The organism is Exiguobacterium qingdaonense (assembly GCF_018617855.1).
GTDB classification, from domain to species: domain Bacteria; phylum Bacillota; class Bacilli; order Exiguobacteriales; family Exiguobacteriaceae; genus Exiguobacterium; species Exiguobacterium qingdaonense.
This window is the reverse complement of record NZ_JACSKY010000010.1, coordinates 81,753-107,721: the sequence shown is the minus strand read 5'-3', so window position 1 is coordinate 107,721 and position 25,969 is coordinate 81,753. Positions and strand designations below refer to the sequence as shown.

Here is a 25,969-nt window from a genome sequence, read left to right as displayed (position 1 = left end):
TTATGGGGGCAGAACGCCTCAAGAAACCGAGAACCACAAAAAAGGACGAACCAGGTCGCAAGAGGCGACCTGGTTCGTCAACAAGCTGACCCGTCACTTTGTGACGGGTTGTTTACTCTCCTCGCTCATTCAACCGTTCAACGAATGACTCCAGTCCTCGATCGAGCAGAATGTCGAATACTTCCATCATCTCATCAACGGAATTTTCATTGACGTCTAGCAGATATTGAAGAACGACACCGTCAACGGCAGCAATGAGCCATGAACTGAACGGTTTGTTGAAACGTGTGTCTTCTAGTCCGTACAAATGAATCAAAATCTGTTCGATTTGATTCGTCCATTCAGAGTACTTGTCTTTCAATTTAGCTTGCGCCTCCATGTTTCCTAATAATACTTCGTGAGCATAATGGTACTGGAGTCGGTTCTCTGCATCTTTATGAAAACGTTCGGCAGTGTTTCTGAAGATTTCCTTTTTAATTTGATCTTTTGGAAGGGGTACGTTCGTGACTTCTCTCGCTATTTGAGAGGAGACGGACAAACTTTCATTCAAGAGATCGTATAACAAATCTTCTTTATTTTTATAGTGATGATAGATGGCTCCTGTTGTCATATCCGCTTCTGTCGCTATGGCCCTAACTGTCGCACCGTTTACGCCATTTCGAATGATGACTCTTCTCGCCGCGTCTAATATTTTACTTTTCCCATCCACATTTGCTACCTCCTTCTAAATCCCTTTAAGGATAACATAGCGAAACAATCGATAGCGTTTCCAACTCCAATAATGTGAATATATTCACATTGACTATATCGAATGACCAGCATATACTAAAAACATAACAAACGTTATGTTTGTTAAATTCTAATGAGAAGGTGAACAGAATGAATGTTTGGCCACATGTAATTTCAATGCCCCTCTACTTAGGGCTGTTGCTAGGAATCATCGTTTTTTTCCGCAAACACTATAAATTATCCGCTTATTTTTGGCTCGCCTCTTTGTTGACAATACCGTTATGGATGATGGGAAATGTGGACGGTTGGTTCCGTTGGGCAAAAATTGTAAGCGTTATCATACCGACGATAATCGTCGGCTTCTCTCGAATTGCCATCTATGAAAATAAGCAAGGTCGAATCTGGAACTTTTTGAAGCGTGATGAGTTTCTATGGTTCTTTTATGCCATATTGTTCTTGAATATCGCTGAAGCAACAATAAAAGATGTGACGCTCGGTAACTTCTTTAATGCCGCATGTGGCTTTTTACTTTGTGTGACCATTCCGTTCGCACCGACTTTCTGGAAGTTTGCGAAAGAAGGATATGCCGACCTCGTTGCATATACGACCGGGTCTTGGAACTTTATATATACTTCTTGGAATGCATGTTTTGTGTACGCGGAGTCCCCTACCTATTTTGCGAGCTCGCTCTGCATCTTACTCGCGGCAGAACTATATCCAGTGATCAAACGCCGACCAGAGCTGTACATTACTGCCCGCATTTATACGCTGGCTGCACACTTACTCATTCGTGCCTGCTACGACATCTTCCCACAGGTCATGAACTCTTCAACTTGGTTCAATCCCGAGGTATTAAAGTCATGGGGAATGATCAACTTCGTCATAATCGTCCCTTATGTGTTTTGGCATATGTGGCAACTCCATCACAATAAGGCAGTCATTACTTTCAAAAGAGTAAAGGCATCATAATTCTTTTCGATTGACGTATGAGTTTGCTTGAAATTGCTCAATATTGAACAATCATTTTATTGAGGAGTGACTGATTATGGGGATACTCTATGAACAAATCGATAGTGTCGGTTGGGGAATCGCACTGTTTGTCTTATTCGCATTGATGGCATTCAATGAATTTAGTCGAACGACCAAATGGGGAGGAATCGTTTTGTTTTTGATCGTTCCCGTAGTGTTGACGATCTTTATCTGGCCGACAACTGCTGCACCAGGAAACACTTATGGAACGGGTACCTGGTTCAACTGGGTTAAGACCTATTCTACTCTCGCTGGTTGTCTTGGCTTCATGGTCATTCGCTATCGACCTGCATTGTTACGTAAGAAATGGATACTATTATTCCCCCCTGGCATATTGGCGCTTAACATATTAGAAGCATGTATCCGAGATTTTCAAGTGTACTTTTACAACGTTCCCGATGGGGCATATGTTGATCACTTATGGGTCATGTCAGGTCCATGGAACTTGATGAACGGTTTTGCCGGACTACTGAACATTATCGCAATCTGTGGATGGATCGGTATTAATGTTTCCAAAGATCGATCTAAAGACATGATTTGGCCAGATATGATTTGGCCATGGATCATCGCCTATGATTTATGGAATTTTGCTTATGTATATAATTGCATCTCAGATCATTCATTCTATGCAGGATTCATCTTGTTGCTTTCATGTACAATTCCATCCTTCTTCATTAAAAAAGGAGCATGGCTACAGCACCGGGCACATACTCTCGCTTTATGGATTATGTTTGTCATGACAGTCCCATCTTTTGCCGACCGTTTAGCCCCAGTTCCTTCAACTCATGACCCAAGAGCCTTCTTCATCGTCAGTCTACTCTCACTTCTATTCAATCTAGTGCTTGTCGGCTATCAGTTTTATCGTATCCGTCAGCGAAACCTCAATCCGTTCAAAGATGAGTTTTACGTTGACACAAAAGCATATCAAACAGCGATTCGTCAAAATGGACTATCATAAAAAACTTGCCATCCCCTTTTCAAAATGTTAACTTTTATATTGTTAACGTTAACAGAAAAGGGGTTTACATATGAAAATTCAAAGTATGACTCAAGTCGCCTTTGGCGCAGCACTCATCGCCAGTATCGGTTTCATCGAAATTCCGATTGGACCCGTCCCTATTACGCTTCAAACGCTAGCAATTATGACGATCGCCGGTGTGTTTGGTGCTCGGAAAGGATTTTTGGCGGTCCTCGTTTATTTAATGCTCGGGCTGATTGGTCTTCCCGTTTTGAGTGGTCAAGGAGGCCTTGCACCGTTTGTCGGACCGACAGTCGGTTATTTGATCGCTTTTCCGATTGCAGCATTTTTGATTGGATGGTTCAGTGAACGACATCGTTCCATTCCGGGATTGATCGGGTATAACCTTTTGTTCGGTCTAGGCCTCGTGTATCTATTAGGTAGCATCGGACTCGAGTTCGTCCTAGGCATACCGTTCGCAGATGCGCTTAAAGTAAACATCCCGTTTCTACCAGGAGATTTTCTTAAAGCTCTACTCGCTGCAGTCCTAGCTGTAAAAATTTCAGCGAACATTCAAGTTCGTCGTTCCCTTGCTGCATAAATAGTTCAAACGTTTTACCCTATTCTATATGTGGAATACATGTAGTATGGAAGGGGGTGTCTTTATGAGCGACTCGACGTTTAAAAAGCGCTTACAAAGAGCAACGCATTTTTATCAACGTTCAGATGATAAACAACGCCAAGGCGTTGACAAGTCGTCTCATAAGAAACGTGACACAGATGCTTTTGAGCAGAGATTACGCGAAGCCAAAGGGAAAGTTGGCGAGATTCAAGAGAACATTGATCATATCGCCAGACGATAAAACCCCGTCCAACGACGGGGTTCATTTTTTTTGTGGTCGAACGAGGAGTGTGATGATAAAAAGAAGGGCCAACGTGACGAGGAGTACGAGCGATGCTGTATTCCAACCGATCAGATTGAGCGCTACACTGACGGATACCGTCAGATAAAATCCTCCTAACGCTTTTTTCACATGTTGCGAACTGAACCGCTGCAATTGTTTCGCACCGAACGGTGACCCGATCATAGCACCCGCGATCAAGGCGATCCCGTGCCAATAGTTCGTCTCAGCACCGACCACGGCGTAACTGATGACGCCTGAGATGACGATGAGTAGGGCCGCGGAAATGCTCGTCCCTACCGCACGTTTCATCTCTGTGTTCAAAAGCTTGACTTGAAGCGGGGTCAACACGAATCCACCGCTCACCCCCATCAGTGAGGAGATGAACCCGGCAAACACGCCAATGACACCGAGGCGAGGAACGGAATCGGCCCCTGCACTTCCTTCCACATGCTGTTTCGAACGAAAGAACGAAATCGCAAAGTAGGAGAGTAACGCGATGTAAACGAGCGAAATGATGAGCGTCGCCCCGTCCACTCCTTCTAAATAAAAGACAAGCGGCGTCGCAATCCATGTCCCGGCAATCCCGAACACACCAATCCATAAGGCATGGGACACATTCACATTCCGCAATCGTATATGCGAAATGGTCCCTGCCGTCGTCGAACCGAGTGTCAACATAAGACTGAGGGCGATTGCGGCACTCGCCTCATAGCCGAAGACGAGAAGAAGTGGCGTCAGTACGATCCCACCTCCAATCCCGAAAAATCCGCTCAAGATTCCGATCAGCGTACCGAGTAAGAGAAATTGTAATAGTTGTAATACGTCCATAGTGCACCCTTCTTTCATTGGTCTCGTCTGCAATCATAACAAAAAGGGGCGTCAAATGCGCCCCCTTCCTCATAACGCCCGTTCTAGAAAATCAAAAATTTGCTGACGATACTCCGTTTTAAATGAATGGTAAGACCTGACATGACCATCATTGTCCGTCACCCAAAGCTCGACTTGTTGCTGTCCCTCTGCCAGTTTCTCACTTTCTGACACAGGAATCGCGTCGTCACCAGCACTATGAATCAATAAGATTGGTGCATCAATCGATTCGATGTCACGGATTGGGGAAACAAGATCGGCCTCAAGCCCTGAAAACCAAGGTGTCATCGTTAAAATGACAGGCGTGAACGGAACATTCGGCAAGTCACTCCATACGGGCAGATTCGTCTCGAGATAGTCACGTAAATCACTGAATGGGCTATCGGCGATGATGGCATCCACTTCGACATCATCCGCTGTTGAGAGCGCGGTCGCTGCACCCATCGAGATTCCATATAAAACGATCGGTCCAGTTGAACGTCCTCGTGCGTACTTGATGGCCTCTTGTAAATCCGATTGCTCTTTGGCACCGACTGTGACACGGTCCCCCTCCGAGATTCCCGATCCGCGAAAATCGAATGTCAAAAATTGATACCCTTGTTCATGGAACTCCGGAATCAGTTCTTTTAGTGGTAAATCTTCCTGTTCCCGATTTTTCCCATAACCATGTGCGAACACGATCGTCGCACGCGGCGTCGGATGAGGAATCCACCATCCATACAAATCATATCCTTCCTCCGATTGAATCGTCACATTCTCGTATTTCAATCCGAGTGATTTCGGCGTATATGTCAATGTCTCCCGCACCGGCGACGTCAACTGGTCACCTATGTGAGCCGAGATTCCCCCGATTGCCAAACCGGCAACGAGCAAGACGATGAGTAGCAGAATACCAAATAGTTTCACCCAACGATTCATCCGTTACTTCCCCTCGATTCTATGTTCTTTATCTTAACCAGCTCCGTAGCGCAATGAGGGCATGCTGTACCGGTTCCCATGTGCTAGCTGGAATCAGATAACATGTGGCTTCATTGATGATGAACGTGCGGACATCTTTTTGCTTAACGATGTTCTCACCGATTGCCCCGAACGGGTCGCTATTCACATCGACGTGGTCGAATGAACGCCACTCACGCTCTCCCTGCTCAAGAACGGCACACCCAAATGTTTTGGTCGGTCCATCAATCCCGTACTCGGCATAATGCCAAAGCGTCGTCGCATCGAGTGGTGACCCGAGATGCAGGATATGGGCATCTCGCTCAATCATTCGTTCAATCGGTGAACCTGGACCGAACCCGACATCGATTGTATGATTGGACACGATTTCTTTTGCTCCCTCTCCCCATGCGGCCACAGACCACATCGGATGAGCACTTCTGTGAACATTCGGATAGTTCCGAAAAAGTTCTGGGACACGCCCCATTCCCCGAGTAGCTGTTTTGTCTACTTCATATGGTGGCATCTCCGCGCGAATGGTTTGCCACCATTCAACTGGGACGGGTGGCGCTTCCCATTCGGCCGGGTCAGAATTGTCTCCGGTCTGGGTCGCCATCATGATCAGTCCAGATGGTCCCACGACTTCTTGAAGCGCCTCAATCACAGTTTGCGCACCGCCGCACACCCAACCGAGCTTCGAAAGCGACGTGTGTACAAACAAAGACTCCCCCGGATTGATTCCGATTTCTTTCAAATGACTGATGAGACTAGACTTTGTCACCATCTGTTTCACTTCTATCACTCCACAATCAGCTGGATCGATGACCCGCTTCTAGATTTTTTCACTTCGATTCGGGCATCGACACGGTCTTTTAGTTCCTGGACATGACTGATCACGCCGACGAGTCGACCTGTCGCCTGTAACGACACCAATAGTTCAATCGCTTGGTCTAAAGATTCGGCATCGAGCGTTCCGAATCCTTCATCAATCAACATCGTTTCTAAACTCACTCCACCACTCAACTGTTGTACCACTTCTGCCAGTCCGAGAGCGAGGGCGAGTGATGCTTTGAACCCTTCACCACCTGACAAGTTTTGAACACGCCGAGATTGTCCGGTATATGCATCGAAGACGAGCAGTTCGAGACCGGATTTGGCATTTCCTTTCGCCGTCTCCACTTTACGTTCGAGCCGGAACTGTCCACTCGTCATCTGATCGAGATGGATGTTCGCAGCGTGTAAAATTTGATCAAAGAAAGCCGTTTGCACGTATGTTTCAAACGTCATTTTTTGTGGATTGATTCCTTTTCCGGTATCTGCAATGAGTTTGATTGTTTGTAGTTTGCTTTCTTCAAGCGCTGTATCCTCTCGAAGCGCCTCCCACTCTGATACAATTTGTCGATGTCTGTTCGAGGCGTCCTGTGCCGTGACGAGCTGTTCTGAAGCCTGTTCATATAACATGGAGATTTCCCTGAGCTTTCTCTCAGACTGCTCAAGGTCAGGTCGTTCCACGTTTTCTAACTTCTCTTCAATCAGCTGTTTACGATGTCGAAGTCGGATCCCATTCTCCTCTTCACGTTGCACTTGCTCACGAATCATCGCCCGCTCGTCGATTTGATGAGCGATTTCTGTATAGCGTTCTATTGTCAGCTGTGTCACTTCTAGCTGATTGGTCCAGATGGTCTCTTGCGTCTCATGTTGCTCGGTCGCATCGGTCAACTGTTCACGTGTCAAAGCAAGGCGTTCTTCCTCTTTCCACAGTGATTTTTTCACCGCTTCAAACTCGAGGTCGTACGCTTCGACTCTTTTCAGTAAAATCGAGAGGCGTTGCTGAAGGTCAACACGTTCTCGTTGTAGTGCGTCAAACGTTGTCTCTTCACCTTGACCGAGTGCGTGCAGACGTTGTTGAGTTGCTTCAAGTTCGGTCAGGATCTGCTCTCGCTCTTCGAACTGTCGGCGTCGGGCTTGTTCTAATTGTCTAATGTCGGCTGACAACTGACGCAGTGTCCGTTCATTCTCATGACGAATCCGCTCTTCTCGTTGCAACATCTCAGCGTGCGTTCGCCATGTGTTGAGCTCCTCTGTCAATGGTCCGTTCATCTGGACGCCTTTCGCTACTTCCTCGAATTCTTCTCTGGCAGATTCGAGTTGTTGATGGAGCGAACGATAGTCCGCTCTCGCCTCAATCAAACGTGTTGAGAGTTCATCAAGTCGAACCAACGCCGCTTCTCGCTCAGCCGCATTCTCAAAAATCTCTTCGTGTTGCGGAACCTCATGGTGGCGAGAGCCACAAACCGGGCACGGTTCCCCGTCTATGAGCGTCTCACTGAGTTGCCTTGCTAACATCAGTTGGTCTTGATGTTTGTATGTCGACACCTCATCTTGTACAGCTGCATGTTGTCGATGAATCTCTTTGCCTGCGTGCTCATGTTCGGCGAGTTGCTTTGTCAGCCGTGCCACTTTTGATTCAAGCGTAGAAAGCTGAATCAACTTATCGACATGACGCTCGGCATCGACCGCTCGCTCGGACGGTTCGGATGCCACACTCTCGGCAAGTTGCCGTTCACGTTCCTGCAGTTCTTGCAATCGAGTTGCCTGTTTAAAATCAGCGAGTTCCTTCGCACGATTCGCTAACTCATCGCGACGCGTCATGATCATCGCACGCTCTTTTATTTTCGGAATCATTTCATCAAGGACGCGTAGACGATCTTGAATCGATTGGATCTCTTTCTTATCCGTTTCAAGAGCTGATTGCTGATCTAACAATTTCGATTGAGTCGTTTTCAATTGCTCGAACCTCTTTGAAGAGGTTTTCTCTTCAACAGTCAATCGGCGAACGTGGTTCTCCAGTTCTTGTAACCGTTCAAAGACCGGGCGAATGCTTGCAGCAGATTCTAAGTTCTGCAGTAACTTGCGCTTTTCGTCTCGTACGGGTTCTTCTTTTGAATACAGATCGAGCGCTCGAACGGTTTCTTCTTGTTCTTTGAAAAGACTGACGAGTGACTTTGCCTGTTCTAGCTCGTCTCGCGCTTGGTCGAGGGTTTTCGCATGAATCTTCTTTTGATTGACGAGAGCATCACATGTCGCAATCAACCTCTCTTCACGTTCACCTAGCCAACGATGTATCTCCTCGATTGGTCTCATCGACATGTCCTCGACCGCTTCGTCTTCAAGTTCTAACAGTTTGAGGCGTGTCCGTTCGACCGCCCACTCCACCTGTTTACGATAGCCACTATAGCGCTCGCCCCACTTCTCCTGAAATGCACGGTATGCCTCGGTCTTAAAGATCGATTGCAAGATTTGCTGTTTTTCATTTGAGTTCGAGTCGAGCAATTGCCTAAACTGGTTTTGGGGTAACAACAGGATTTGACTGAACTGTTCATATGAAAGTTGGAGAATCGATTCGATGTTCTCTTGAACTTCATTGACTTTGGTCGCTAGCGGCTTCCAACCGTCCTCCCATTCATAGAGGGTTGCCTCATGCGGGTATGGTGTCTTATTTTTCGGGTGGGGCTGCTGAGGTTGTCGTACGATTCGATAGCGGTCGCCACGAATTGTGAAGGAGAAGTCTACCTCGGTCCTCGTCTCCGGGTTTGCGTATTGGCTTCTGAAGTCACTCGCATTTCGAAGTGCCCCGCTCGCCCGGCCATAGAGGGCGAACGTCATCGCATCAAAGATGGTCGTCTTCCCGGCGCCGGTTCTGCCACTAACAATAAACATCGAGCGCCCCACTAGACGTGTGAAGTCGATCGTCTCTCGTTCCGCATATGGACCAAACGCTTGAATCATTAGTTCTACCGGTCTCATTAAACATCACCTTCTTCAATCATTTGTTTCAAGACATCCGGGGCAGTCCGATTATGCACCGCCTCAAAAAACTGAAGATACACCTCTTCAACTGATTTCCTCTCGAGTGTCTCCCGTTCGAACGTAGATGTTTGTTCCTGTCGTCGCAACAACTCTAGTTCAAGGTGCAGGATGTTCGGATAGACGGTCCTAAGTTTCGCCATCGGATCATGTAGCGCCGTATCATCAGTCAACACGATTTTCAGGTAATCATCCGTCTTTTGTTGCTGATAAAACGATGGCGCGACCAGCTCATTCAATGTTCCTGAAATCTGTCTCATATCCCGTTCAGCCGTCAACGCCCGACGTCTTCGTCTCCATCGTCCGTCCCACTCTAGGACATCGACCGATTTTTGATGGTTGACCTCGGAAAACGAGTACTTCATCAATGAGCCACTGTACGCGATTCGTTCTGCTTGAATCGCATCTCGATTATGTAGGTGACCTAGAGCCGTATACGCAAACGAGTCATACAAGTGTTTCGCCACCTGTCCGGCGGTACCGACTGATAACTGGCGCTCTGAATCGGTCTCGAGTCCGCCCGCTACAAAACTATGGCCGATCGAAACTGCATCTTTCTCTATCATGTCGTACGATTCGATGACGGCCGCTAGTGCATCATGATGGGTACGAATCGAATCGATGCCGAGCACATGCCGAACCCGTGCCGGCTCAAGGAACGGGATTGGATAAAATGGGACGCCTGCGATTTCGAGCGGACCGGCAGTCGGGTCCAGTTTACCGACGATATGAAGTCCCACTTCTCTCAACAACTTCGAACTATACTCGAGACGTTCTGCCGAGTCATGGTTACCGGCGATGGCGACGACCCGGATGCCACGTTCTAATACTAGTTCTCGCCATATCTCATCGAGCAAATCGACGGCTTCCACCGGCGGGACGGCACGGTCGTACAAGTCACCCGCAATGATGACCGCATTCGGTTTTTCTTCGTCCACGATGTTCAAAAATGAATGGAATAGTACCTTTCGCTGATCTTCTGTCATATGACGACCGTGGACAATCTTTCCTAGATGCCAGTCGGCCGTGTGAATCCATTTCATTACGTATCACCTCTTATCCATTCTAGCATGACTCGATCTTCCGTTTCGACGGCTTGACACTTGATTTTGAAAGAGGGAAAGTAAGAAGAGAGGAGGACTTAATAAAAATGAAAACATCGACATGGCAAACTTTTTTCCAACTATTCAGAATCGCGAATCCTCCGAAAGGATTGTTCGTCGGTGCCATTCTCATCTCGCTTTTACAAGCCATGGCATCGCTCGCCATTCCACTGATTTTGCAACGAGTCGTTGACCGTTGGAGTAGCGACTTGTTGACACCGGAGTGGGTCGTCTACTTCATCATCGCATTTCTCATCCAAGTCATCACGAGTGCCGTTTCGATTTATTGGCTACATATTGTCGGTCAACGAGTCGTAGCCAACTTGCGCACGACGCTGTGGGACCATCTCGTCAAACTACCGATTCCGTTCTACGATGGGATCAAGTCAGGTGAACTTGTGTCCCGATTGAACAATGACACGACGACGCTTCAACAGTTGTTGTCCGAGCAGAGTGTTCGACTATTGACCTCTCTCGTGTCGGTTATCGGTGCCGTCGCCATCCTGTTCACACTCGATTGGCAGATGACGCTCGTCATTTTGTTCTCTGTACCGACGACTTTGATCATCGTCATTCCGCTCGGAAGAAAGCTACGGATCATCGCCAAAGAGACGCAACACGAGCTCGGAAATCTATCTGGGTTCTTTGCCGAACTGTTAGGTGAGATTCGTCTCGTCAAATCACAGGCGACAGAGCAGACGGAAGTGAGAACGGGACAAAAAAAAATTGAGACGCTTTTCGACTATGGGGTAAAGGAAGGACGAATTCAAGCGATTCTCATCCCTCTCTTGAACGTCACTTTGACCGGAATGTTGATCGCCATCCTCGGATTCGGTGCATATCGTGTTTCGACAGGGGCACTATCAACAGGGGAACTGCTCGCCTTCATGCTCTATTTATTCCAAATCATCACCCCGCTCATCACGATGAGTGAATTTTTGACGAAGCTTCAAAAGGCTAGAGGTGCGACAGAGCGAATCGCTGAACTGCTTGACGAGAACCAAGAACCGTATGACACTCGTGAAGACTTCATCGAACAAGCCACATTATCGTTTGAGGATGTGGCATTCCATTACGGCACAGAGCCCGTGATCCAAGGGTTGTCACTACAAGTTTCACCTGGAGCGACGACTGCCATCGTCGGGCGCAGCGGTGCCGGAAAAACGACACTGTTCTCCCTCGTTGAACAGTTTTATGCACCGACGGATGGTGCGATTCGTTATGGCGACCGGGATATCCAGACGTATGGACGTGACGTATGGCGACAAATCATCGGTTATGTCGCGCAAGACTCCCCCGTCCTATCCGGTTCGATTCGGACAAATATCACGTACGGGCTCCAACACGAAGTGAGTGACGATGAAATCCAAGAGGCATGCGAGATGGCGAATGCATGGACATTCATCGAGACGATGCCTCAGCGACTTGACACAGAAATCGGGGAACGTGGCATCCGCTTGTCAGGCGGACAGCGACAGCGCCTCGCAATTGCACGGGCACTGCTACGAAATCCCCAAATTTTATTGCTCGATGAAGCCACATCGAGTCTTGATTCTGAATCAGAGCGTGTCGTTCAAGAGGCTCTCGACCGCCTGATGGTCGGACGAACGACGCTCGTCATCGCGCACCGGCTATCGACCGTCAGACATGCCGATCAAATCGTCGTGTTAGAGAATGGCCGGATCAGCGGGGTCGGGAAACACGAGCAACTATTGACCGAGAACGCGCTCTATCAACGACTCGTTTCACAACAATTACTAGGGGGACAAGCGACATGAAGACAATCGGATTTATCGGCCTCGGGGTCATGGGCCAATCGATGGTGCGAAATTTGATGAAACACGGGTTCGACCTGCAAGTTTATACCCGGACGAAAGAGAAGGCATCCCCCCTCATCGATGAAGGAGTGACGTGGTGCGATTCGATTCGCGAAGTCTGTCAAGGAGCCGATGCCGTCATCACCATCGTCGGATATCCTTCAGATGTCGAATCCGTCTATTTCGGAGACGGCAACATTCTCGATTCGGTAGAACCGGGTACGTTATTGATTGACATGACGACCTCTTCCCCCAAACTGGCAGAGCGAATTGCAGAGACTGCAATCGAACGGAGTCTCCTCTCACTTGATGCACCGGTCACGGGCGGCGACGTCGGTGCCAAAAACGGTACGCTTTCGATTTTAGTGGGCGGTGGTGAATTTGCCTTCAATAAGGCGAAGCCTTTGTTTGAAGCGATGGGACAATCGATTGAACGAATGGGATATGCCGGAAGCGGACAATACGCCAAGCTCGCCAACCAGATTGCGATTGCTGGAATCATGATGGGGAACGCGGAAATGTTGGCATTTAGTAAACAGGCCAACCTTGACCCGGAGGCACTGCTACGTACAATCCGCGGAGGTGCTGCAGGGAGTTGGACGCTCGAGAATCTAGTTCCACGCATGATTGTAGAAGATTACACCCCTGGTTTTTTTATCAAACATTTTATTAAAGATATGACGCTTGCGATCGAGAGTGCGAAAGAGTTGCAGTTGACATTACCCGGACTTGAGCTTGCTCATCGACTGTATAACATACTCGAAGAAAACGGATACGGTGAGAACGGAACGCAGGCGCTCATCGAATACTATCTTCACCAAGACGTTTGAATCCTAACGTTTGTGGAATTAGTAGGAATGAAGGAGGCGATTTTCGTGCCATGGAATATGAAAGACTATCCTGAATCACTGAAAAACTTCGATCCACTTGTGAAAAAAAAGGCCATTGACATCGCGAACGCATTGCTCGCACAAGGCTACTCGGAAACAAAAGCAATCCCCATCGCCACGGAGCAAGCGAAAAAGTGGCATGCGGACGCATCAGAAGAGGAAAAACAAGATTTTGAAGAAGCCCCTAACCCTAAAAAGACAGATCAGCATGAAACATAAACAACCGGTTGGATTATCCGACCGGTTGTTTTGCTTGATAGGAGGCTTTCAATTCCAAATAGAGACCCGAAACCGCTGTCTGCAGATAAGGCGTGACGAAAATGTACGCCAGCCCTCCCGTTAGAAGAACGAGCGCATACCAACCGATGAAACTCGCAAACAGCTTCAACATCGTCTGCTTATGCCCGTTCATCATCTGGCGACTCTTTCGCATCGCCTGAAAAGCAGAGAGATCTGGCTCATCGCGCATGATGAACGGCACGATGCGATACGTCAAGTAGAACCAGACACCGGGCACGACTAAGAAGAGCATGAGCACGTTCAGCCCAAGGTAGAAGACGGCGTAATACGTGACGGCACGCCCATACTCTTTTATCGAGCCGAACGCCTCAATCAAAAGACCGTAGCTCGGCTTTTCATCTTTGGCCACTTGAAGAAATACCCAGTTTTTCCCCAGCTCGATTGGTGCGAGCAATACCGTCGCACCGTATAGAAGTGCCACCGATGTCATGAGCACTTCAGGCTTGTCCGTCGAAAGGTCAAGCCGTGTCGTAATCATCGCTTGAATGACCATGACGGTCAAGACTACGAGTAATGATACCCCCCACTTCCCGGAGAGCATTCGTAGGGCATATTGTTTGTAAACAGAAGATTGCATGAGCTCACCTACACTTATTATTTTCTTTCATTATAGCAAAAAAACAGTCTGACGACTGTTTTCTGCTTTCGTTCATCCACGAAGTAGGTTGAACTTCGTTTGATCGAACCGTCCGTCTGTCCGCACTCCGTTTCCGACGTGAACCATATTTACGTCCAGACGTTCCTTCAGTAGCGGTAACGTTTTTACGGTGATGCCCGCCCCAGGCAAGAGCATCATCTCGGCCCGTTCATTCAGTTCGACCAATGTATCGATTCCTTCTAGTGCCGTGATCGCCCCTCCAGAGGTTAACAGAATGTCCACTTCAGGATATTCATTCAACACGTCTATCGCGTCAAACACATCACGTGAGGCATCGAAGGCACGGTGGAACGTGAGCGTCATCTCACCCTTGTGTTTGATGACTTCACCTAAAACCCGTTCGTCAATCGCGCCGTCCTGTGTCAAAGCCCCAAACACGATGCCATTCACTCCAAGCTCTCGGCACAGACCGATATCGGCAAGCATCGTTTCGACATCATCCTCATTGAAATGGAAAGAACGTGTATGTGGTCGAATCATGACATGAACCGGGATCGATACATGCTCGACCACGTTTCGAATCGTACCAAAACTAGGCGTGATCCCCCCGCCTTCCATATCCGCGATCAGTTCGAGTCGATCCGCACCGAGTCGCTCTGCCTCAATGGCTTCTGACAGTGTCGTGACAATCACTTCGATGTCCAATGTAATCGCTCCTTTTAAGGTGCGAACTTCCAGTCCACACCGTGTTCGGCTAATACGCCTCTAAATTCTTGAGGTTCCGGGAAATCAGAGATGATTGCCGTCACCTTCGAAAAATCACAGACCCGATATCGCTTTTGTTGGTTCAGCTGAGTGTGATCTGCGAGCAAAAACGTCTCGCGACTTTGTGACATCACCGATTGCGTGATACTGGCGAGACCGAAGGCATCACAAGTCAATCCAAGTGACGCATCAACCCCTTCAACGGACAAAATCGCAATGTCGAACATATACGTTTGGAGTTGTGCGAGAACTTGCTCGCCAGTCGTCACGAGATGTTTCGGGTCGATTGTACCACCTAATAGCTGAATCTCGCCACCAAGCACACCTTTCGCACGTTGTTCGTATAGTGCCTTGGCGACCGTAAGCGATGGGGTAACGATTGTCACGTTTCGCCCACGCAGGCGGGAGGCCACTTGTTCAGCGGCGACACCGTGCCCAATGTAAAGCAACGTGTCATCTGGGATTAGCTGAAATGCCGTATAGGCGATACGGCGAATCCCATCCATATTTGCAATGACGATCGGTTGAAAGGACATGCTTTGATGAAGGACAGCTCCCCCATATACACGTTTGATTCGATGTTCTTTTTCTAACTCTTCCAAGTAGCGTCGAATCGACTCTCCCGATACGTTCAAGCGTTCGATCAGTTCACTTGTTTTTACTTTTCCTTCACGTTCAATCCATTCGACAATTTTTTGTTTACGCTCTTCACCGATTAAAGACACATCCCTGCCTCCTCCACTAAAATCTTTCCTTTTCTAGTGTAACGAATGGATGTAAATTTAACGTAAATTGAAAGTAAAGAACGAGCAAATCCAACATGATTTTGACTCTTGTTTGCATAAATCAAAGACAATACACAAAAAAGGCACGTCGAATCAGACGTGCCATCACAAATCAAGGCTTATGTTTACGTTGAAACAGCGGCACTTTCGGTTCTTTTCCAGCTCGGATGCGTTGCCAATTGGTTCGATGTTTGACAATGATGAATAAGGCAAGAGGAACGATGACGATGAGCGGCAACCAATCCATTGTCATAAGGCTATAGGTCGTTACAGTCACGAGTCCGACCGCTGCGGCAGCCATCGAGGCAAGGGATACCATCCGTGAGATGAGAAGCGTCACGATGAACGTACCGACGACGACTAAAAAGAACCAAGGGAAAGCAGCCAGTAGAACACCACCACTCGTAGCGACCGATTTTCCTCCTTTGAATTTCGCGAAAATCGGATAGGAGTGGCCGATGACTGCCGGGATCCCTGCAAGGAGCAAGCTCATCTCACTATTAAACAAGAGGGGTAACAGTGCTGCGATCAGTCCTTTGCCCATGTCACCGAGCAAAACGAGGATTCCGGCCTTCTTCCCCAGCACACGGAACGTGTTCGTCGTCCCTAGGTTGCCACTCCCATGTTCACGAACATCAACTCGATAACCGATTTTTCCGATGATGAGCGCAAACGGGATCGCACCGAGTAAATAACTCAATATTACTATGATGATTTCTGTCATATATGGCATCGCAATTCCCCTTACTTCATAATTTCCTCGAGATACTGTTCATACGGTTGATTAAGCGCATGAACTCGCTTCGCATGCTCGACACCGATATAGCGTAGATGCCACGGTTCGTACATATATCCCGTCACTTCTTCAAAAGCTTTTTGATAACGGATGATAAAACCATACTGATGGGCATGGTCCGCTAGCCATTTTCCTTCGACCGTTTCACCAAGGCCTTGTGTGAGTTGATAGTTGACAGACGCGCTCGACACGTCAATCGCAAGCCCGGTTTGATGTTCAGAATGACCTGGCGGAGCAGAATATTTCATAGCTTGCTCTTTGCCATCCCGTTCGACATAAGCATTGAAGAGATTGACTTGATATGCATAGGAGCGAAAAGCGCTCGTCCCTTTTAAATCAATTCCCGCTGCTTTCGCGTCATTCATGAGATCTTCAATCGCCCGTGCCGCTTCTTTTCGCAACATTCGGCGTTCACCGACCGTTGAGTCGACAAAATCGATATTCGCTTCGACCAAATCACTAGGCTGGTAGTTGACGGGTAAAGCGATTTGCTTATTTACAAGTATCATTTCATTCAATTCCAAGTTTGCCACACCGTCCTTTTCAATCGGTTGAACTGGTGGTGTCGGCTCTATCGGTTCCGTCGGTTCAGTCGGCTCTTCATCCACAACCGGCGTATCCTCCGTCGTTTCTTCAGTAGGTGACTCCGGACCATTTTTCTCCTCACGGTCAGAAGTCGTGTCATTTGATTTGTTTGGTTCGTCTGTTGTTGGTGACTGAGTTGTAGTTTCTTTCGGTTCAACTTGATCGTTCGTCGTGCACCCGACCAGTGTAAACGTCAAGACGCCGCAAACCATCAAAAGTGATGGATAACGCATGCGATTTTCCCCTTTCTCGATAACAAAAAGTACCGTCATGATATGATACCATACTGACGGTACAGAGACAGAAGAATGTTAGACAGGACTCATGACGCGCATGTACATCTCGTGCCATTTCGGAAACTCTCGGTCGAGACGGATCGGTTTGAAGTCACCTCGTTTGACGACAACGTGCGTCGTCGTGCCCGTAGCGACGAGTTCTCCGTGTTGATTCGTCAGTTCGTAGCCATAGATCGTTCTGATCTTTGAGTATGAGTCGACCCATACACGGACATGTACCATATCTCCATACGTTACGCTCCGCTTGTAATCCACCGAAACGTTCGTCACAGGTGAGACGAACCCCGCTTCTTCCATATCTTTATATTCGACGCCGAGTTGCCGTAGCAATTCAGTGCGAGCAATCTCTAAATAAACTAAATAGTTGGCATGATAGACGATTCCCATCATGTCCGTCTCTTGATATCTCACTGGAATTTGAACTGTGTGCATGGAACCATCCTTCTTTCTTACTATTAGTATATTATAACTTACTCTTAATATCTACTGCTAATAATTGTTGGAGTGACGCTTCATCACCATCTAGCGACATGAGGCGATATGATTGACGCGCAATCGATTCGTCGATGACAGACAAGGCGGTCCGGGCATTCGCATGCTTGATTTCATTCAATCGAGTCGCCAATGCGTCAAGTGCTTCAGCGTCCATCTCGTACCCGAACTGGCTCGCATAGTTGTTCGCGATGTCTACCAATTGTTCTTGTGAGTAGTCCGCGAAATGAATCGTACGTTTCATTCGACTGCTCAGTCCCGGATTAGACTCGATCAATCGACGCATCGGACCTTCATAACCGGCAAGGACGACGACGAGGTTTTCACCGTGCTTTGGCATTTCATCAACGAGCGTGTCAATCGCTTCCCGACCGTAATCGTTCGCCCCACCGTTCAGGCTATACGCCTCGTCAATGAGTAACACACCGCCGAGAGCATCTCGGATTGCCGCTTTCGTTTTTTGAGCCGTCTGGCCGACATAGCCACTGACCAGATCCGCACGACTGACGACATTGACGTGCCCTCGCTTCAAATATCCTGTCCGCTTGAGCATCTGTGCATATAAGTAAGCAAACGTCGTCTTTCCGGTACCGCTGTTTCCGGTAAGTGTCATATGAAGTTGGACGGGTGCCGTCTTCAGACCTAGCGTCTTCCGTCGCTTCTGAATTTGGACGAGCGCTTCAATCTCAGCCAACTGTGCTTTTGCCTCTTCCATACCGACGAGGTCATCCAACGAGGTCACTCCTGATTCATCCGATGGTTGCTCGAAGTCCTCTTCTGTCAGAAGAGCCATTTCATCTAAAGGGGCGTCCGCACCGAAACGTGAACCTTTTTTAAACATCCCATCGAGCAAGATGTTATGCACGGTCCGCGCGTTGCCAAACGTCGAGTCGACCCGTTCCCGGTCGATTCGAGTGAGTAGTGCGCGCTTCGCCTCTTCAGTCAACACGTAGTTGTTTTCTTGAGCTACCTTTTCACCGATGGCAATCAGTTCTTCATCACGATAGTTCGGCAACTCATAATGATTCGATTCAGGGAATCGCGAGCGTAAACCGGGATTTGAGAGAAGGAAATGACGCATCTCTTCTGGATAGCCAGCAAGGATGACGACGAATTTTCCAGCATACTCCCCACTCGTCATTGCAGCAACGAGCGTATCGATGGCGGCTTGTCCATAGTCACTCCCGCTCGCGTCCTGACGCTTCAAGGCGTATGCCTCGTCGATGAACAAGACACCACCTTCTGCTTCCTTCACTTTGTTCATCACTTGCTCTTCTGTTTGACCGACATATGCCCCGACAAGGCTCGAACGATCTGCCTCGACGAGATCGGGGCGACTGAGCAGACCGAGCTCGAAGTAAATCTGTGCCATCAGCCTTGCCAGTGTCGTTTTCCCGGTTCCTGGATTCCCTGTGAACACGAGGTGAAGGGAAGGTTGATGCTTCGAGAAGAACCCTGCTTTCTCTCTTTCTTTTTGAAAGAGGAGGAAACGATACCAAGCCTTTACACGCTCTTTGACATCATCTAGTCCGATCATCTCTTCAAGAGACTCAATCGCACTCGAGCGGGTTTCGTTAGGACGCTCTGGTAACAATTCACAAACCTTCTCCAGGCGATCCTTCACGAGCCCGACACGTTCACCGAACCGCACGAACGCTTCTCGACTGAAGTAGTTTCCTTGCATCGATGCGAGCAAAGAGGCCGCGTCATCTTCAAGGGACGCGACTTCCTGCATCGCTTCGATGATGGATTCAAACAACTTTTCAAGTTGACCTCGCCACTCGGAATCACGCAAATCAGATTTCGCGACTTCCACTTCATCATGAAGACGGTCCAGTTGGTCGAGGACCGCTGACGTTTTGGACTCGTATTCCGTCAATATTTGGACTTTCATCGAAGCGTAGTCGGTTTCCCTCAAAGTCGGCCAGTCGATCTGAAGCGCTTGTTTGGAGCGACGTAATTGTTCATTTAACTGAAACAGACGTAACTCTGGAGGCAACGCCTTCATCGCCTCCAATTCTTTTACCCAACGGTTGAGTAACGGGTCCATCGATTCCTTTTGCTTGAATCGATGCGTCGCGAGCAGTGTCAATGAACGAATCAACTCTTCTTGATGTTGGGTCGAACGAGACCAATGTGCATAAGACAAAAGCGCCGCCTCATTTATCGCTTCTCCAGCTTCCCAGTTCGTCAAATCAGTTTGAACTTGATCCACTTGAATTTGTTTCATTCTATTCTCCCTTTCAGACGACAAGGGAGCCGACATCATGTCTGCTCCCCATCGGATTATCTTGAATCAAAAGATGTCATCCGAATCGAATGGAACAACTTGCCGTTATTCCGTGATTCTGCCGCGAGCAAAATTCGCTCATTCGCATCGACATAATATGTGACCGTCTCATTGTTTTCTTCTTCAGAAAAGATGGAAGGGTAGTTTTCTATCCAATCCTGCGGCACCGCTTCAGCCGCTTTCGTCTTAACGTAAGCCTGTGCGGTGCGACCGACTAGATCAGTCTCACCTTCACTTGAGCCGAGCGTACCATCATCAAGCCACTTTCGAATTTGTTCGTTCGTCGCCCGTGACAAGAATGGATGTGGTGCCACTGCACCGGAGCTCGTTTCCTGTCGAAGCACTTCTTCCCCGTCCGGGTTGAACTCTAAATACGTTTCTCCGTCCCATTCCGCTTTCGCGCCCACATTTGGACCCATCACGACTTCCGAGACGAAATGTCCATCCTCGTCATATGTGACAACATATTCCCGTTCTTCGAGTGTTTCTCCTTCTTTCGGAAGTTTACGCTCTTCATATCCAATTACAACGTTCGAGTAGAACGGCTCAATCTCTTCTTCTCCATCATTCAAGCTCATGAGTACGTAAAAGTTATATGCAAGTAAAGCCCCTACAATGAGGATGCCAGCCAATATGACCCAGCTCAATCTCTTTTTTATATGTTGCTTCATAGCGTATCCTCCTCGTTTCTTCACTTACTATCCTACACTAGGAAAGAGGACAAGCAAAATATTTTTGACTAAAAAAACCTGAGTCCGGTCGAATACCGGACCCAGGTTCTACAGGTCGCCTAACCAAACTATTTAGTTTCTAACTTTTTTCGTTCAGTCCAAAAGAGACCCTTTCGAATTAACCTAGTTTATCTTCGTCGTTCTTTTGCATCTCGAGCCATTTGTCACGTTCGTCCGGCTCGTCGGCCAAATCTCTAAACAACGCGACAATCATAAAGACGAGCACGAAGATGAACGGGAAGGCCGCAAGAATCGCAACGGCCTGTAATGCACTTAACCCGCCCGCATACAATAGCACTGCCGCGATCGATGATTGGATTACACCCCATGTCATCTTGATTCGCATCGGTGGTACAAGCTTACCATTTGATGTGAGCATGCCGAGTACATACGTCGCGGAGTCGGCAGATGTGATAAAGAATGTTGAAATCAAGAAGATGGCGACAATACTGAGTAATGTCCCAAATCCACCGAACGTCTCGAACAGTGCGAAGAGCCCGACTTCTGTACCGATTTCATTCACTTGACCAATCAAGTTCGCCCCACCGAACAAGTCAGCCCAGATGGCTGAACCGCCGAAGACCGAGAACCATAACAGTCCGAACGAAGTTGGGACGAGCAAGATTCCGATGATGAACTCACGAATCGTCCGTCCTTTTGAGACACGTGCAATAAACGTACCGACGAACGGTGACCATGAAATCCACCAAGCCCAGTAGAAGATGGTCCAGCCATTGATCCATTCACGTTCAACCGGCTCGAATGCGGCTGTACGGAAGCTCATGCCCGGGAGTTGTTGGAAGTACGTCCCGACCGTTTGTGTAAACAAATCAAAAATAAACGCGGTCGGTCCGGCGAACATCGTTGCAAAGAGTAAAACGATTGCCAAGAAGATGTTCGTATTACTTAAAATGCGAATCCCTTTGTCGAGACCAGTCGATGCACTAATCATGTAGAGGACCGTTACGACAGCAATGATGATCAACTGTGTCACGAAAGCGTTCGGTACCCCAGGGATGAGGTAATGAAGGCCACCGGCGATTTGTTGGGCACCAAAACCGAGTGATGTCGCTACCCCGAACGCCGTTGCGATGACAGCGAGGATATCGACCGTTTGCTTCACTGGTTTTTCGTAACGATTGTGAACGAGCGAACCGATTGTCTCTCCAATCGTGGCCGGACGTCCTTTTCTAAACGTCGAGTAGGCGATTGCGAGAGCAATCATTGCATAAATGGCCCACGGGTGGAAACCCCAGTGGAAGAACGCATAGCGCATCGCCGTCCTTGCGTCTCCTTCAGGTGTCAACGAAGTGAATGGAGGTGAATGAAAATGAAGCAACGGTTCCGCTGCCCCCCAAAAGATAAGACCGATTCCCATTCCGGCGCTAAATAACATGGCGAACCAAGATAGATAGCTAAAATCTGGTCGATCGGTGTCTTTACCGAGACGAATCGAACCAAATCGAGAAAAGATTAAAAAGATGGCTACAAGTAAGAATCCGGTAGCACTTAAGAGATAAAACCAACCCATGCCGTTCGAGAGCCAACCTTGTAGCTTACTCGTCACGTTAAGTAGACTAGCGTTTCCTAGAACGCTCTCGGGAAACATTCCCCAAATCGTGAACAAACCCGTTATGATGGCAGATACGACGAATACCGTCGTCACACGACTTTTTCGTTCCATAAAAATCACTCCTATTTAATTTTCTATCTTCATATACGTTCTCCACCCTAACATATTTGTTAAAGAAGACTCAACCCTATCTGTCAATGAATGTGTCATTTACTACAAAACAGAAGGGTGTCTTGTCAAGAAGTCGGCTCTTTCGGTACAAGTGAGACGATTAGCGTCTCATCTACCACGTAGTAAGGTCTTTTCGGCAATGTTTTTAAATAGCCTCCCTCTCGTAACCGGGCGAGATCTAGTTGAAGTGTATGTTGAAATTTTTGAAGCGGCAACTTTTTCTCTTGATCCATATACAGATCGAGGGCACGTTGCACTTGGTCCATCTCATATACAATCTCACGCTCTTCTTCCGGTACGATATGAAACGTCTCTTTCGACATGTAGAAACGTTGTCTTGCAATCCCCGATAGTTGATGTTTCAGTCGTGTCATGTCAATTTCTTGTTCATCATTCAACAAGACAGTACGGTTGACCCCTTTTGGCAACCCCTGCTCATATTCGTGAATTGCTTGTCTCAATTCAGAGAGGCTGACATCGACTTCTCGATCGGGTTCCACTTTTTTTTGTTGTGTCATCCGCTTCCACCAACTTTTCCCAGCCTTCTCTTCCTTCTCCATAAACACACCCCTCCCTGTCTTCCTCTTCCCGATTCTTATGACACATTCACATGATTTTTTCATATTCATGAAAAAACCTTCCTTTTTTCAAAGGAAGGCGATTGATTGTCACTTATTTCAACTTGTTGCGGAGAACCATTTGTAAAATTCCACCATGGCGATAGTAGTCGATTTCAACTTCAGAGTCGAAACGAGCGATGACTTTGAACTCTGTCACCGTTCCGTTTTCATGCGTCGCTTTTGCGTTCAAGATATCGCGCGGACGTACAGACTCATCGACTTGAATATCGATTGCCTCCTCACCAGTCAATCCGAGTGATTCAGCCGATTCACCGTCTAAGAACTGAAGCGGGAGCACACCCATCATGACAAGGTTCGAACGGTGAATCCGCTCGAAACTTTGTGCGATGACCGCACGGATTCCAAGAAGGTTCGTTCCTTTCGCTGCCCAGTCACGAGATGATCCCATTCCGTAATCATTTCCTGCAAGGACGACAAGACCTGTTCCCTGTTCCTTGTACTTCATGGCCGCATCGTACATTGGCATGATCTCACCTGTTGGCCAATACGTTGTAAAGCCACCTTCAGTGCCTGCTGCAACTTGGTTACGGATGCGAATGTTTGCGAACGTACCACGCATCATGACTTCATGGTTACCACGGCGTGAACCATATGAGTTGAAGTCGATCGGCTCTACTCCTTTAGAAAGGAGGTATTGACCGGCTGGTGTCGTCTTCGAGAATGATCCAGCTGGCGAGATGTGGTCAGTCGTGACCGAATCCGCAAACTTCCCGATGACACGTAAGCCGTTCAATGCATGAACCTCGCCCGCTTCTGGTTCGAGTTGCTCGAAGAACGGTGGATTTTGGATGTATGTCGACTCATCTGAGAAGTCATACAAGTTTCCTTCCGGCACATCGAGTGCATTCCAACGTTCATTTCCAGTAAAGACTGTTTCGTACTCTCTACGGAACGCTTCAGGTGAAACGACGTCTTGGACGACCATCTTGATTTCATCGTTTGACGGCCAGATGTCTTTGAAGTACACTTCATTCCCATCTTTGTCCGTACCGAACGAATCATTCATGATGTCGAAGTTGACCGACCCGGCAAGAGCGTAAGCAACGACGAGCGGTGGTGATGCCAAGAAGTTCGCCTTCACGAGCGGGTGGACGCGTCCTTCAAAGTTACGGTTACCAGAGAGGACTGACGACACGAGCAAGTCGTTGTCTGTGATTGCCTCCTCGACTTCACGGTCAAGCGGACCCGAGTTACCGATACATGTCGTACAGCCATATCCGACCGTATTGAAGCCAAGCTCGTCCAAGTAAGAAGTCAAACCGGCTTTATCGAGATAGTCCGTTACAACTTTCGACCCTGGCGCGAGTGACGTCTTCACATATTTCGGTACAGTCAACCCACGCTCGACAGCCTTTTTCGCGACGAGTCCGGCACCGACCATGACGTATGGGTTAGACGTATTCGTGCAACTCGTGATGGCAGCGATCGCAACATCTCCCGTGCTCATGTCGACCGCACCGTCCTCATACTTGACCGTAGCCGTTTTGTCGAGTTCTGAACGATCGAGACCGAAACCACTATTTCCTGCAGGAGCGCTCAAACTGTCGATAAACGACGTTTGAACGTCTGAAAGGTTGATGCGGTCTTGTGGACGTTTCGGACCAGCAAGTGATGGTTGGACTTGTGACAAGTCGAGCGTCAACACTTTCGTGAATGACGGGTCCGCTTGGTCAGGCGTATAGAAGAGATCGTTTGCTTTCGAGTATTCTTCAACGAGTGAAATCAACTCTTCAGAACGACCTGTCGTACGCATGTAGTTCAACGTTTCCGTATCGACCGGGAAGAATCCGCAAGTCGCACCGTATTCAGGTGCCATGTTCGCGATTGTCGCACGGTCTGATAGTGGCATCGTATGAAGCGACGGTCCGAAGAACTCAACGAACTTGCCGACAACTTTTTCTTGGCGAAGCATTTCTGTCACAACGAGCGCAACGTCTGTCGCCGTCACACCCGGATTGACTTCACCGATGATTTTGACACCGACGACGTCCGGCACTGGGAAGTATGACGGTTGACCGAGCATGCTCGCTTCCGCCTCGATTCCTCCGACACCCCATCCGAGAACACCGAGACCGTTGATCATCGTTGTATGTGAATCTGTACCAACGAGTGAATCCGGATAAGCAACCGTGCCGTCTGCATCATTCTTCTCGAGCACGACAGAGGCCAAATACTCTAAGTTCACCTGGTGAACGATTCCCGTCGCTGGTGGTACGGCCCGGTAGTTGTCAAACGCCGTCTGTGCCCAACGCAAGAACTTGTAACGTTCTTCATTCCGTTCAAATTCGATGTCCATGTTTTTCATCAACGCGCCATCAAAACCGTAGGCGTCTACTTGGACAGAATGGTCAACGACGAGGTCGACAGGGATTTCTGGGTTAATCTTATTCGGATCACCGCCGAGGTCCGCCATCGCCTTACGCAGTGAAGCGAGGTCGACGACCGTTGGTACACCAGTGAAGTCTTGAAGCACGACACGAGCCGGTTTGAACGGCACATCAATATCTTCCGAGACGTCGGCAGTACCCCATTTTGCCAAGTTCTCGACATGTTCTCTCGTGATCGCGTGGCCGTCTTGTTGACGGAGTACCGATTCAAGAAGTACACGAATTGAATAAGGGAGACGGCTAATATCCGTCAATCCTTCTTCTTCTAATTTTTTCAATCGATAAAAGTCATACGATTGTCCGTTCGCCTCAAACGTCGTCCGTGACGCGAAAGAGTCTAAAGTATTCGTCTGTTCCATTGCAATTTCCCCCTTTTTGAAAGCGCCGACCACACGAAAATGCGTAATCGCTTACTTTTCACATATTTATCATAATACAAGTATAGCTCAAGGTAAAAT

Annotated in this window: 24 protein-coding genes; 7 read left to right on the top strand and 17 right to left on the bottom strand. The window is 48.1% G+C overall.

Features of this window, described 5'->3' with window-relative positions; translation table 11 throughout:
* Positions 1-112: 112 nt before the first annotated feature.
* Positions 113-709 (bottom strand): TetR/AcrR family transcriptional regulator, encoded by a 597-nt coding sequence (locus KNP00_RS11465; protein WP_215145335.1) that lies wholly within the window; start codon positions 707-709, stop codon positions 113-115.
* Positions 710-879: 170 nt separating this feature from the next.
* On the opposite strand from KNP00_RS11465, the gene KNP00_RS11460 reads away from it, so the two are divergent.
* The 4 genes from KNP00_RS11460 to KNP00_RS11445 all read left to right on the top strand — a co-directional run bounded on the left by KNP00_RS11460 (position 880) and on the right by KNP00_RS11445 (position 3,579).
* Positions 880-1,698: a hypothetical protein gene (locus KNP00_RS11460; protein WP_215145333.1), complete on the top strand. Its 819-nt coding sequence runs from the start codon at positions 880-882 to the stop codon at positions 1,696-1,698.
* Positions 1,699-1,774: 76 nt separating this feature from the next.
* Entirely contained in the window at positions 1,775-2,716 is a 942-nt protein-coding gene (locus KNP00_RS11455; RefSeq protein ID WP_215145331.1) for a DUF5692 family protein, read from the top strand.
* A gap of 70 nt (positions 2,717-2,786) precedes the next feature.
* The gene (locus KNP00_RS11450) at positions 2,787-3,317 is read left to right on the top strand and encodes a biotin transporter BioY (RefSeq protein ID WP_215145329.1); all 531 of its coding nucleotides are present in this window, start codon (positions 2,787-2,789) and stop codon (positions 3,315-3,317) included.
* Positions 3,318-3,381: 64 nt separating this feature from the next.
* Positions 3,382-3,579 carry a hypothetical protein gene (locus KNP00_RS11445; RefSeq protein WP_215145327.1) on the top strand — a complete coding sequence of 66 codons (198 nt, stop codon included), beginning with the start codon at positions 3,382-3,384 and terminating at the stop codon, positions 3,577-3,579.
* Positions 3,580-3,600: 21 nt separating this feature from the next.
* On the opposite strand, the gene KNP00_RS11440 is transcribed toward KNP00_RS11445, so the two are convergent.
* From KNP00_RS11440 to KNP00_RS11420, 5 genes are all read right to left on the bottom strand, one after another.
* Positions 3,601-4,449, bottom strand: a complete 849-nt coding sequence (locus KNP00_RS11440) for a sulfite exporter TauE/SafE family protein (protein ID WP_215145325.1) — start codon at positions 4,447-4,449, stop codon at positions 3,601-3,603.
* A 69-nt stretch (positions 4,450-4,518) separates the two neighbouring features.
* The gene (locus KNP00_RS11435; RefSeq protein ID WP_215145323.1) at positions 4,519-5,406 is read right to left on the bottom strand and encodes an alpha/beta hydrolase; all 888 of its coding nucleotides are present in this window, start codon (positions 5,404-5,406) and stop codon (positions 4,519-4,521) included.
* A gap of 28 nt (positions 5,407-5,434) precedes the next feature.
* Positions 5,435-6,208, bottom strand: coding sequence for an AAC(3) family N-acetyltransferase (locus KNP00_RS11430; protein ID WP_215145320.1), 774 nt, complete (start codon positions 6,206-6,208; stop codon positions 5,435-5,437).
* 14 nt (positions 6,209-6,222) lie between these two features.
* Positions 6,223-9,231 (bottom strand): AAA family ATPase, encoded by a 3,009-nt coding sequence (locus tag KNP00_RS11425; protein ID WP_215145315.1) that lies wholly within the window; start codon positions 9,229-9,231, stop codon positions 6,223-6,225.
* The gene (locus KNP00_RS11420) at positions 9,231-10,334 is read right to left on the bottom strand and encodes an exonuclease SbcCD subunit D (RefSeq protein WP_215145313.1); all 1,104 of its coding nucleotides are present in this window, start codon (positions 10,332-10,334) and stop codon (positions 9,231-9,233) included. The genes KNP00_RS11425 and KNP00_RS11420 overlap by 1 nt, the downstream gene beginning before the upstream one ends.
* A 107-nt stretch (positions 10,335-10,441) precedes the next feature.
* Here KNP00_RS11420 and KNP00_RS11415 point away from each other — a divergent pair, with 107 nt between their 5' ends.
* Genes KNP00_RS11415 through KNP00_RS11405 form a run of 3 tightly spaced genes read left to right on the top strand, consistent with a single transcriptional unit; the run spans position 10,442 to position 13,320 of the window.
* Complete coding sequence (locus tag KNP00_RS11415) at positions 10,442-12,172, top strand: ABC transporter ATP-binding protein (RefSeq protein WP_215145312.1); 1,731 nt, start codon at positions 10,442-10,444, stop codon at positions 12,170-12,172.
* Entirely contained in the window at positions 12,169-13,041 is an 873-nt protein-coding gene (locus KNP00_RS11410; protein ID WP_215145310.1) for an NAD(P)-dependent oxidoreductase, read from the top strand. The genes KNP00_RS11415 and KNP00_RS11410 overlap by 4 nt, the downstream gene beginning before the upstream one ends.
* 45 nt (positions 13,042-13,086) lie before the next feature.
* Complete coding sequence (locus tag KNP00_RS11405) at positions 13,087-13,320, top strand: DUF2188 domain-containing protein (protein WP_215145308.1); 234 nt, start codon at positions 13,087-13,089, stop codon at positions 13,318-13,320.
* 13 nt (positions 13,321-13,333) lie between these two features.
* Here KNP00_RS11405 and KNP00_RS11400 read toward each other — a convergent pair whose 3' ends face one another.
* The 11 genes from KNP00_RS11400 to acnA all read right to left on the bottom strand — a co-directional run bounded on the left by KNP00_RS11400 (position 13,334) and on the right by acnA (position 25,870).
* Positions 13,334-13,978, bottom strand: coding sequence for a DUF975 family protein (locus tag KNP00_RS11400; protein WP_215145306.1), 645 nt, complete (start codon positions 13,976-13,978; stop codon positions 13,334-13,336).
* A gap of 72 nt (positions 13,979-14,050) precedes the next feature.
* On the bottom strand, positions 14,051-14,704 hold the full coding sequence (locus KNP00_RS11395; protein ID WP_215145304.1) for a copper homeostasis protein CutC: 654 nt from the start codon (positions 14,702-14,704) through the stop codon (positions 14,051-14,053).
* Between the two features lie 14 nt (positions 14,705-14,718).
* Positions 14,719-15,489 carry a DeoR/GlpR family DNA-binding transcription regulator gene (locus tag KNP00_RS11390; protein ID WP_215145302.1) on the bottom strand — a complete coding sequence of 257 codons (771 nt, stop codon included), beginning with the start codon at positions 15,487-15,489 and terminating at the stop codon, positions 14,719-14,721.
* Positions 15,490-15,661: 172 nt separating this feature from the next.
* Positions 15,662-16,282: a glycerol-3-phosphate 1-O-acyltransferase PlsY gene (gene plsY, locus KNP00_RS11385; RefSeq protein ID WP_420828321.1), complete on the bottom strand. Its 621-nt coding sequence runs from the start codon at positions 16,280-16,282 to the stop codon at positions 15,662-15,664.
* Positions 16,283-16,293: 11 nt separating this feature from the next.
* Positions 16,294-17,163 (bottom strand): M15 family metallopeptidase, encoded by an 870-nt coding sequence (locus KNP00_RS11380; protein ID WP_215145300.1) that lies wholly within the window; start codon positions 17,161-17,163, stop codon positions 16,294-16,296.
* 78 nt (positions 17,164-17,241) lie between these two features.
* Entirely contained in the window at positions 17,242-17,658 is a 417-nt protein-coding gene (locus KNP00_RS11375; protein ID WP_215145298.1) for an acyl-CoA thioesterase, read from the bottom strand.
* A gap of 31 nt (positions 17,659-17,689) precedes the next feature.
* Entirely contained in the window at positions 17,690-19,948 is a 2,259-nt protein-coding gene (locus tag KNP00_RS11370) for an AAA family ATPase (protein WP_215145296.1), read from the bottom strand.
* Positions 19,949-20,004: 56 nt separating this feature from the next.
* The gene (locus KNP00_RS11365) at positions 20,005-20,679 is read right to left on the bottom strand and encodes a hypothetical protein (RefSeq protein ID WP_215145294.1); all 675 of its coding nucleotides are present in this window, start codon (positions 20,677-20,679) and stop codon (positions 20,005-20,007) included.
* Between the two features lie 178 nt (positions 20,680-20,857).
* Positions 20,858-22,423, bottom strand: coding sequence for a BCCT family transporter (locus KNP00_RS11360; protein WP_215145292.1), 1,566 nt, complete (start codon positions 22,421-22,423; stop codon positions 20,858-20,860).
* Positions 22,424-22,548: 125 nt separating this feature from the next.
* Positions 22,549-23,043: a DUF3939 domain-containing protein gene (locus tag KNP00_RS11355; RefSeq protein ID WP_240542858.1), complete on the bottom strand. Its 495-nt coding sequence runs from the start codon at positions 23,041-23,043 to the stop codon at positions 22,549-22,551.
* A gap of 112 nt (positions 23,044-23,155) precedes the next feature.
* A complete protein-coding gene (gene acnA, locus KNP00_RS11350) occupies positions 23,156-25,870 on the bottom strand; it encodes an aconitate hydratase AcnA (RefSeq protein ID WP_215145290.1) in 2,715 nt (904 codons plus the stop codon).
* Positions 25,871-25,969: the final 99 nt, after the last annotated feature.

What these genes read in the sequence shown, in the direction of transcription:
- KNP00_RS11460 (WP_215145333.1), top strand. Translation starts at nt 880, where the DNA reads ATGAATGTTTGGCCACATGTAATTTCAATGCCCCTCTACTTAGGGCTG.
- KNP00_RS11455 (WP_215145331.1), top strand. Translation starts at nt 1,775, where the DNA reads ATGGGGATACTCTATGAACAAATCGATAGTGTCGGTTGGGGAATCGCA.
- KNP00_RS11450 (WP_215145329.1), top strand. Translation starts at nt 2,787, where the DNA reads ATGAAAATTCAAAGTATGACTCAAGTCGCCTTTGGCGCAGCACTCATC.
- KNP00_RS11445 (WP_215145327.1), top strand. Translation starts at nt 3,382, where the DNA reads ATGAGCGACTCGACGTTTAAAAAGCGCTTACAAAGAGCAACGCATTTT.
- KNP00_RS11440 (WP_215145325.1), bottom strand. Translation starts at nt 4,449, where the DNA reads ATGGACGTATTACAACTATTACAATTTCTCTTACTCGGTACGCTGATC.
- KNP00_RS11435 (WP_215145323.1), bottom strand. Translation starts at nt 5,406, where the DNA reads ATGAATCGTTGGGTGAAACTATTTGGTATTCTGCTACTCATCGTCTTG.
- KNP00_RS11430 (WP_215145320.1), bottom strand. Translation starts at nt 6,208, where the DNA reads ATGGTGACAAAGTCTAGTCTCATCAGTCATTTGAAAGAAATCGGAATC.
- KNP00_RS11425 (WP_215145315.1), bottom strand. Translation starts at nt 9,231, where the DNA reads ATGAGACCGGTAGAACTAATGATTCAAGCGTTTGGTCCATATGCGGAA.
- KNP00_RS11420 (WP_215145313.1), bottom strand. Translation starts at nt 10,334, where the DNA reads ATGAAATGGATTCACACGGCCGACTGGCATCTAGGAAAGATTGTCCAC.
- KNP00_RS11415 (WP_215145312.1), top strand. Translation starts at nt 10,442, where the DNA reads ATGAAAACATCGACATGGCAAACTTTTTTCCAACTATTCAGAATCGCG.
- KNP00_RS11410 (WP_215145310.1), top strand. Translation starts at nt 12,169, where the DNA reads ATGAAGACAATCGGATTTATCGGCCTCGGGGTCATGGGCCAATCGATG.
- KNP00_RS11400 (WP_215145306.1), bottom strand. Translation starts at nt 13,978, where the DNA reads ATGCAATCTTCTGTTTACAAACAATATGCCCTACGAATGCTCTCCGGG.
- plsY (WP_420828321.1), bottom strand. Translation starts at nt 16,282, where the DNA reads ATGCCATATATGACAGAAATCATCATAGTAATATTGAGTTATTTACTC.
- KNP00_RS11380 (WP_215145300.1), bottom strand. Translation starts at nt 17,163, where the DNA reads ATGCGTTATCCATCACTTTTGATGGTTTGCGGCGTCTTGACGTTTACA.
- KNP00_RS11375 (WP_215145298.1), bottom strand. Translation starts at nt 17,658, where the DNA reads ATGCACACAGTTCAAATTCCAGTGAGATATCAAGAGACGGACATGATG.
- KNP00_RS11370 (WP_215145296.1), bottom strand. Translation starts at nt 19,948, where the DNA reads ATGAAACAAATTCAAGTGGATCAAGTTCAAACTGATTTGACGAACTGG.
- KNP00_RS11365 (WP_215145294.1), bottom strand. Translation starts at nt 20,679, where the DNA reads ATGAAGCAACATATAAAAAAGAGATTGAGCTGGGTCATATTGGCTGGC.
- KNP00_RS11360 (WP_215145292.1), bottom strand. Translation starts at nt 22,423, where the DNA reads ATGGAACGAAAAAGTCGTGTGACGACGGTATTCGTCGTATCTGCCATC.
- KNP00_RS11355 (WP_240542858.1), bottom strand. Translation starts at nt 23,043, where the DNA reads ATGGAGAAGGAAGAGAAGGCTGGGAAAAGTTGGTGGAAGCGGATGACA.
- acnA (WP_215145290.1), bottom strand. Translation starts at nt 25,870, where the DNA reads ATGGAACAGACGAATACTTTAGACTCTTTCGCGTCACGGACGACGTTT.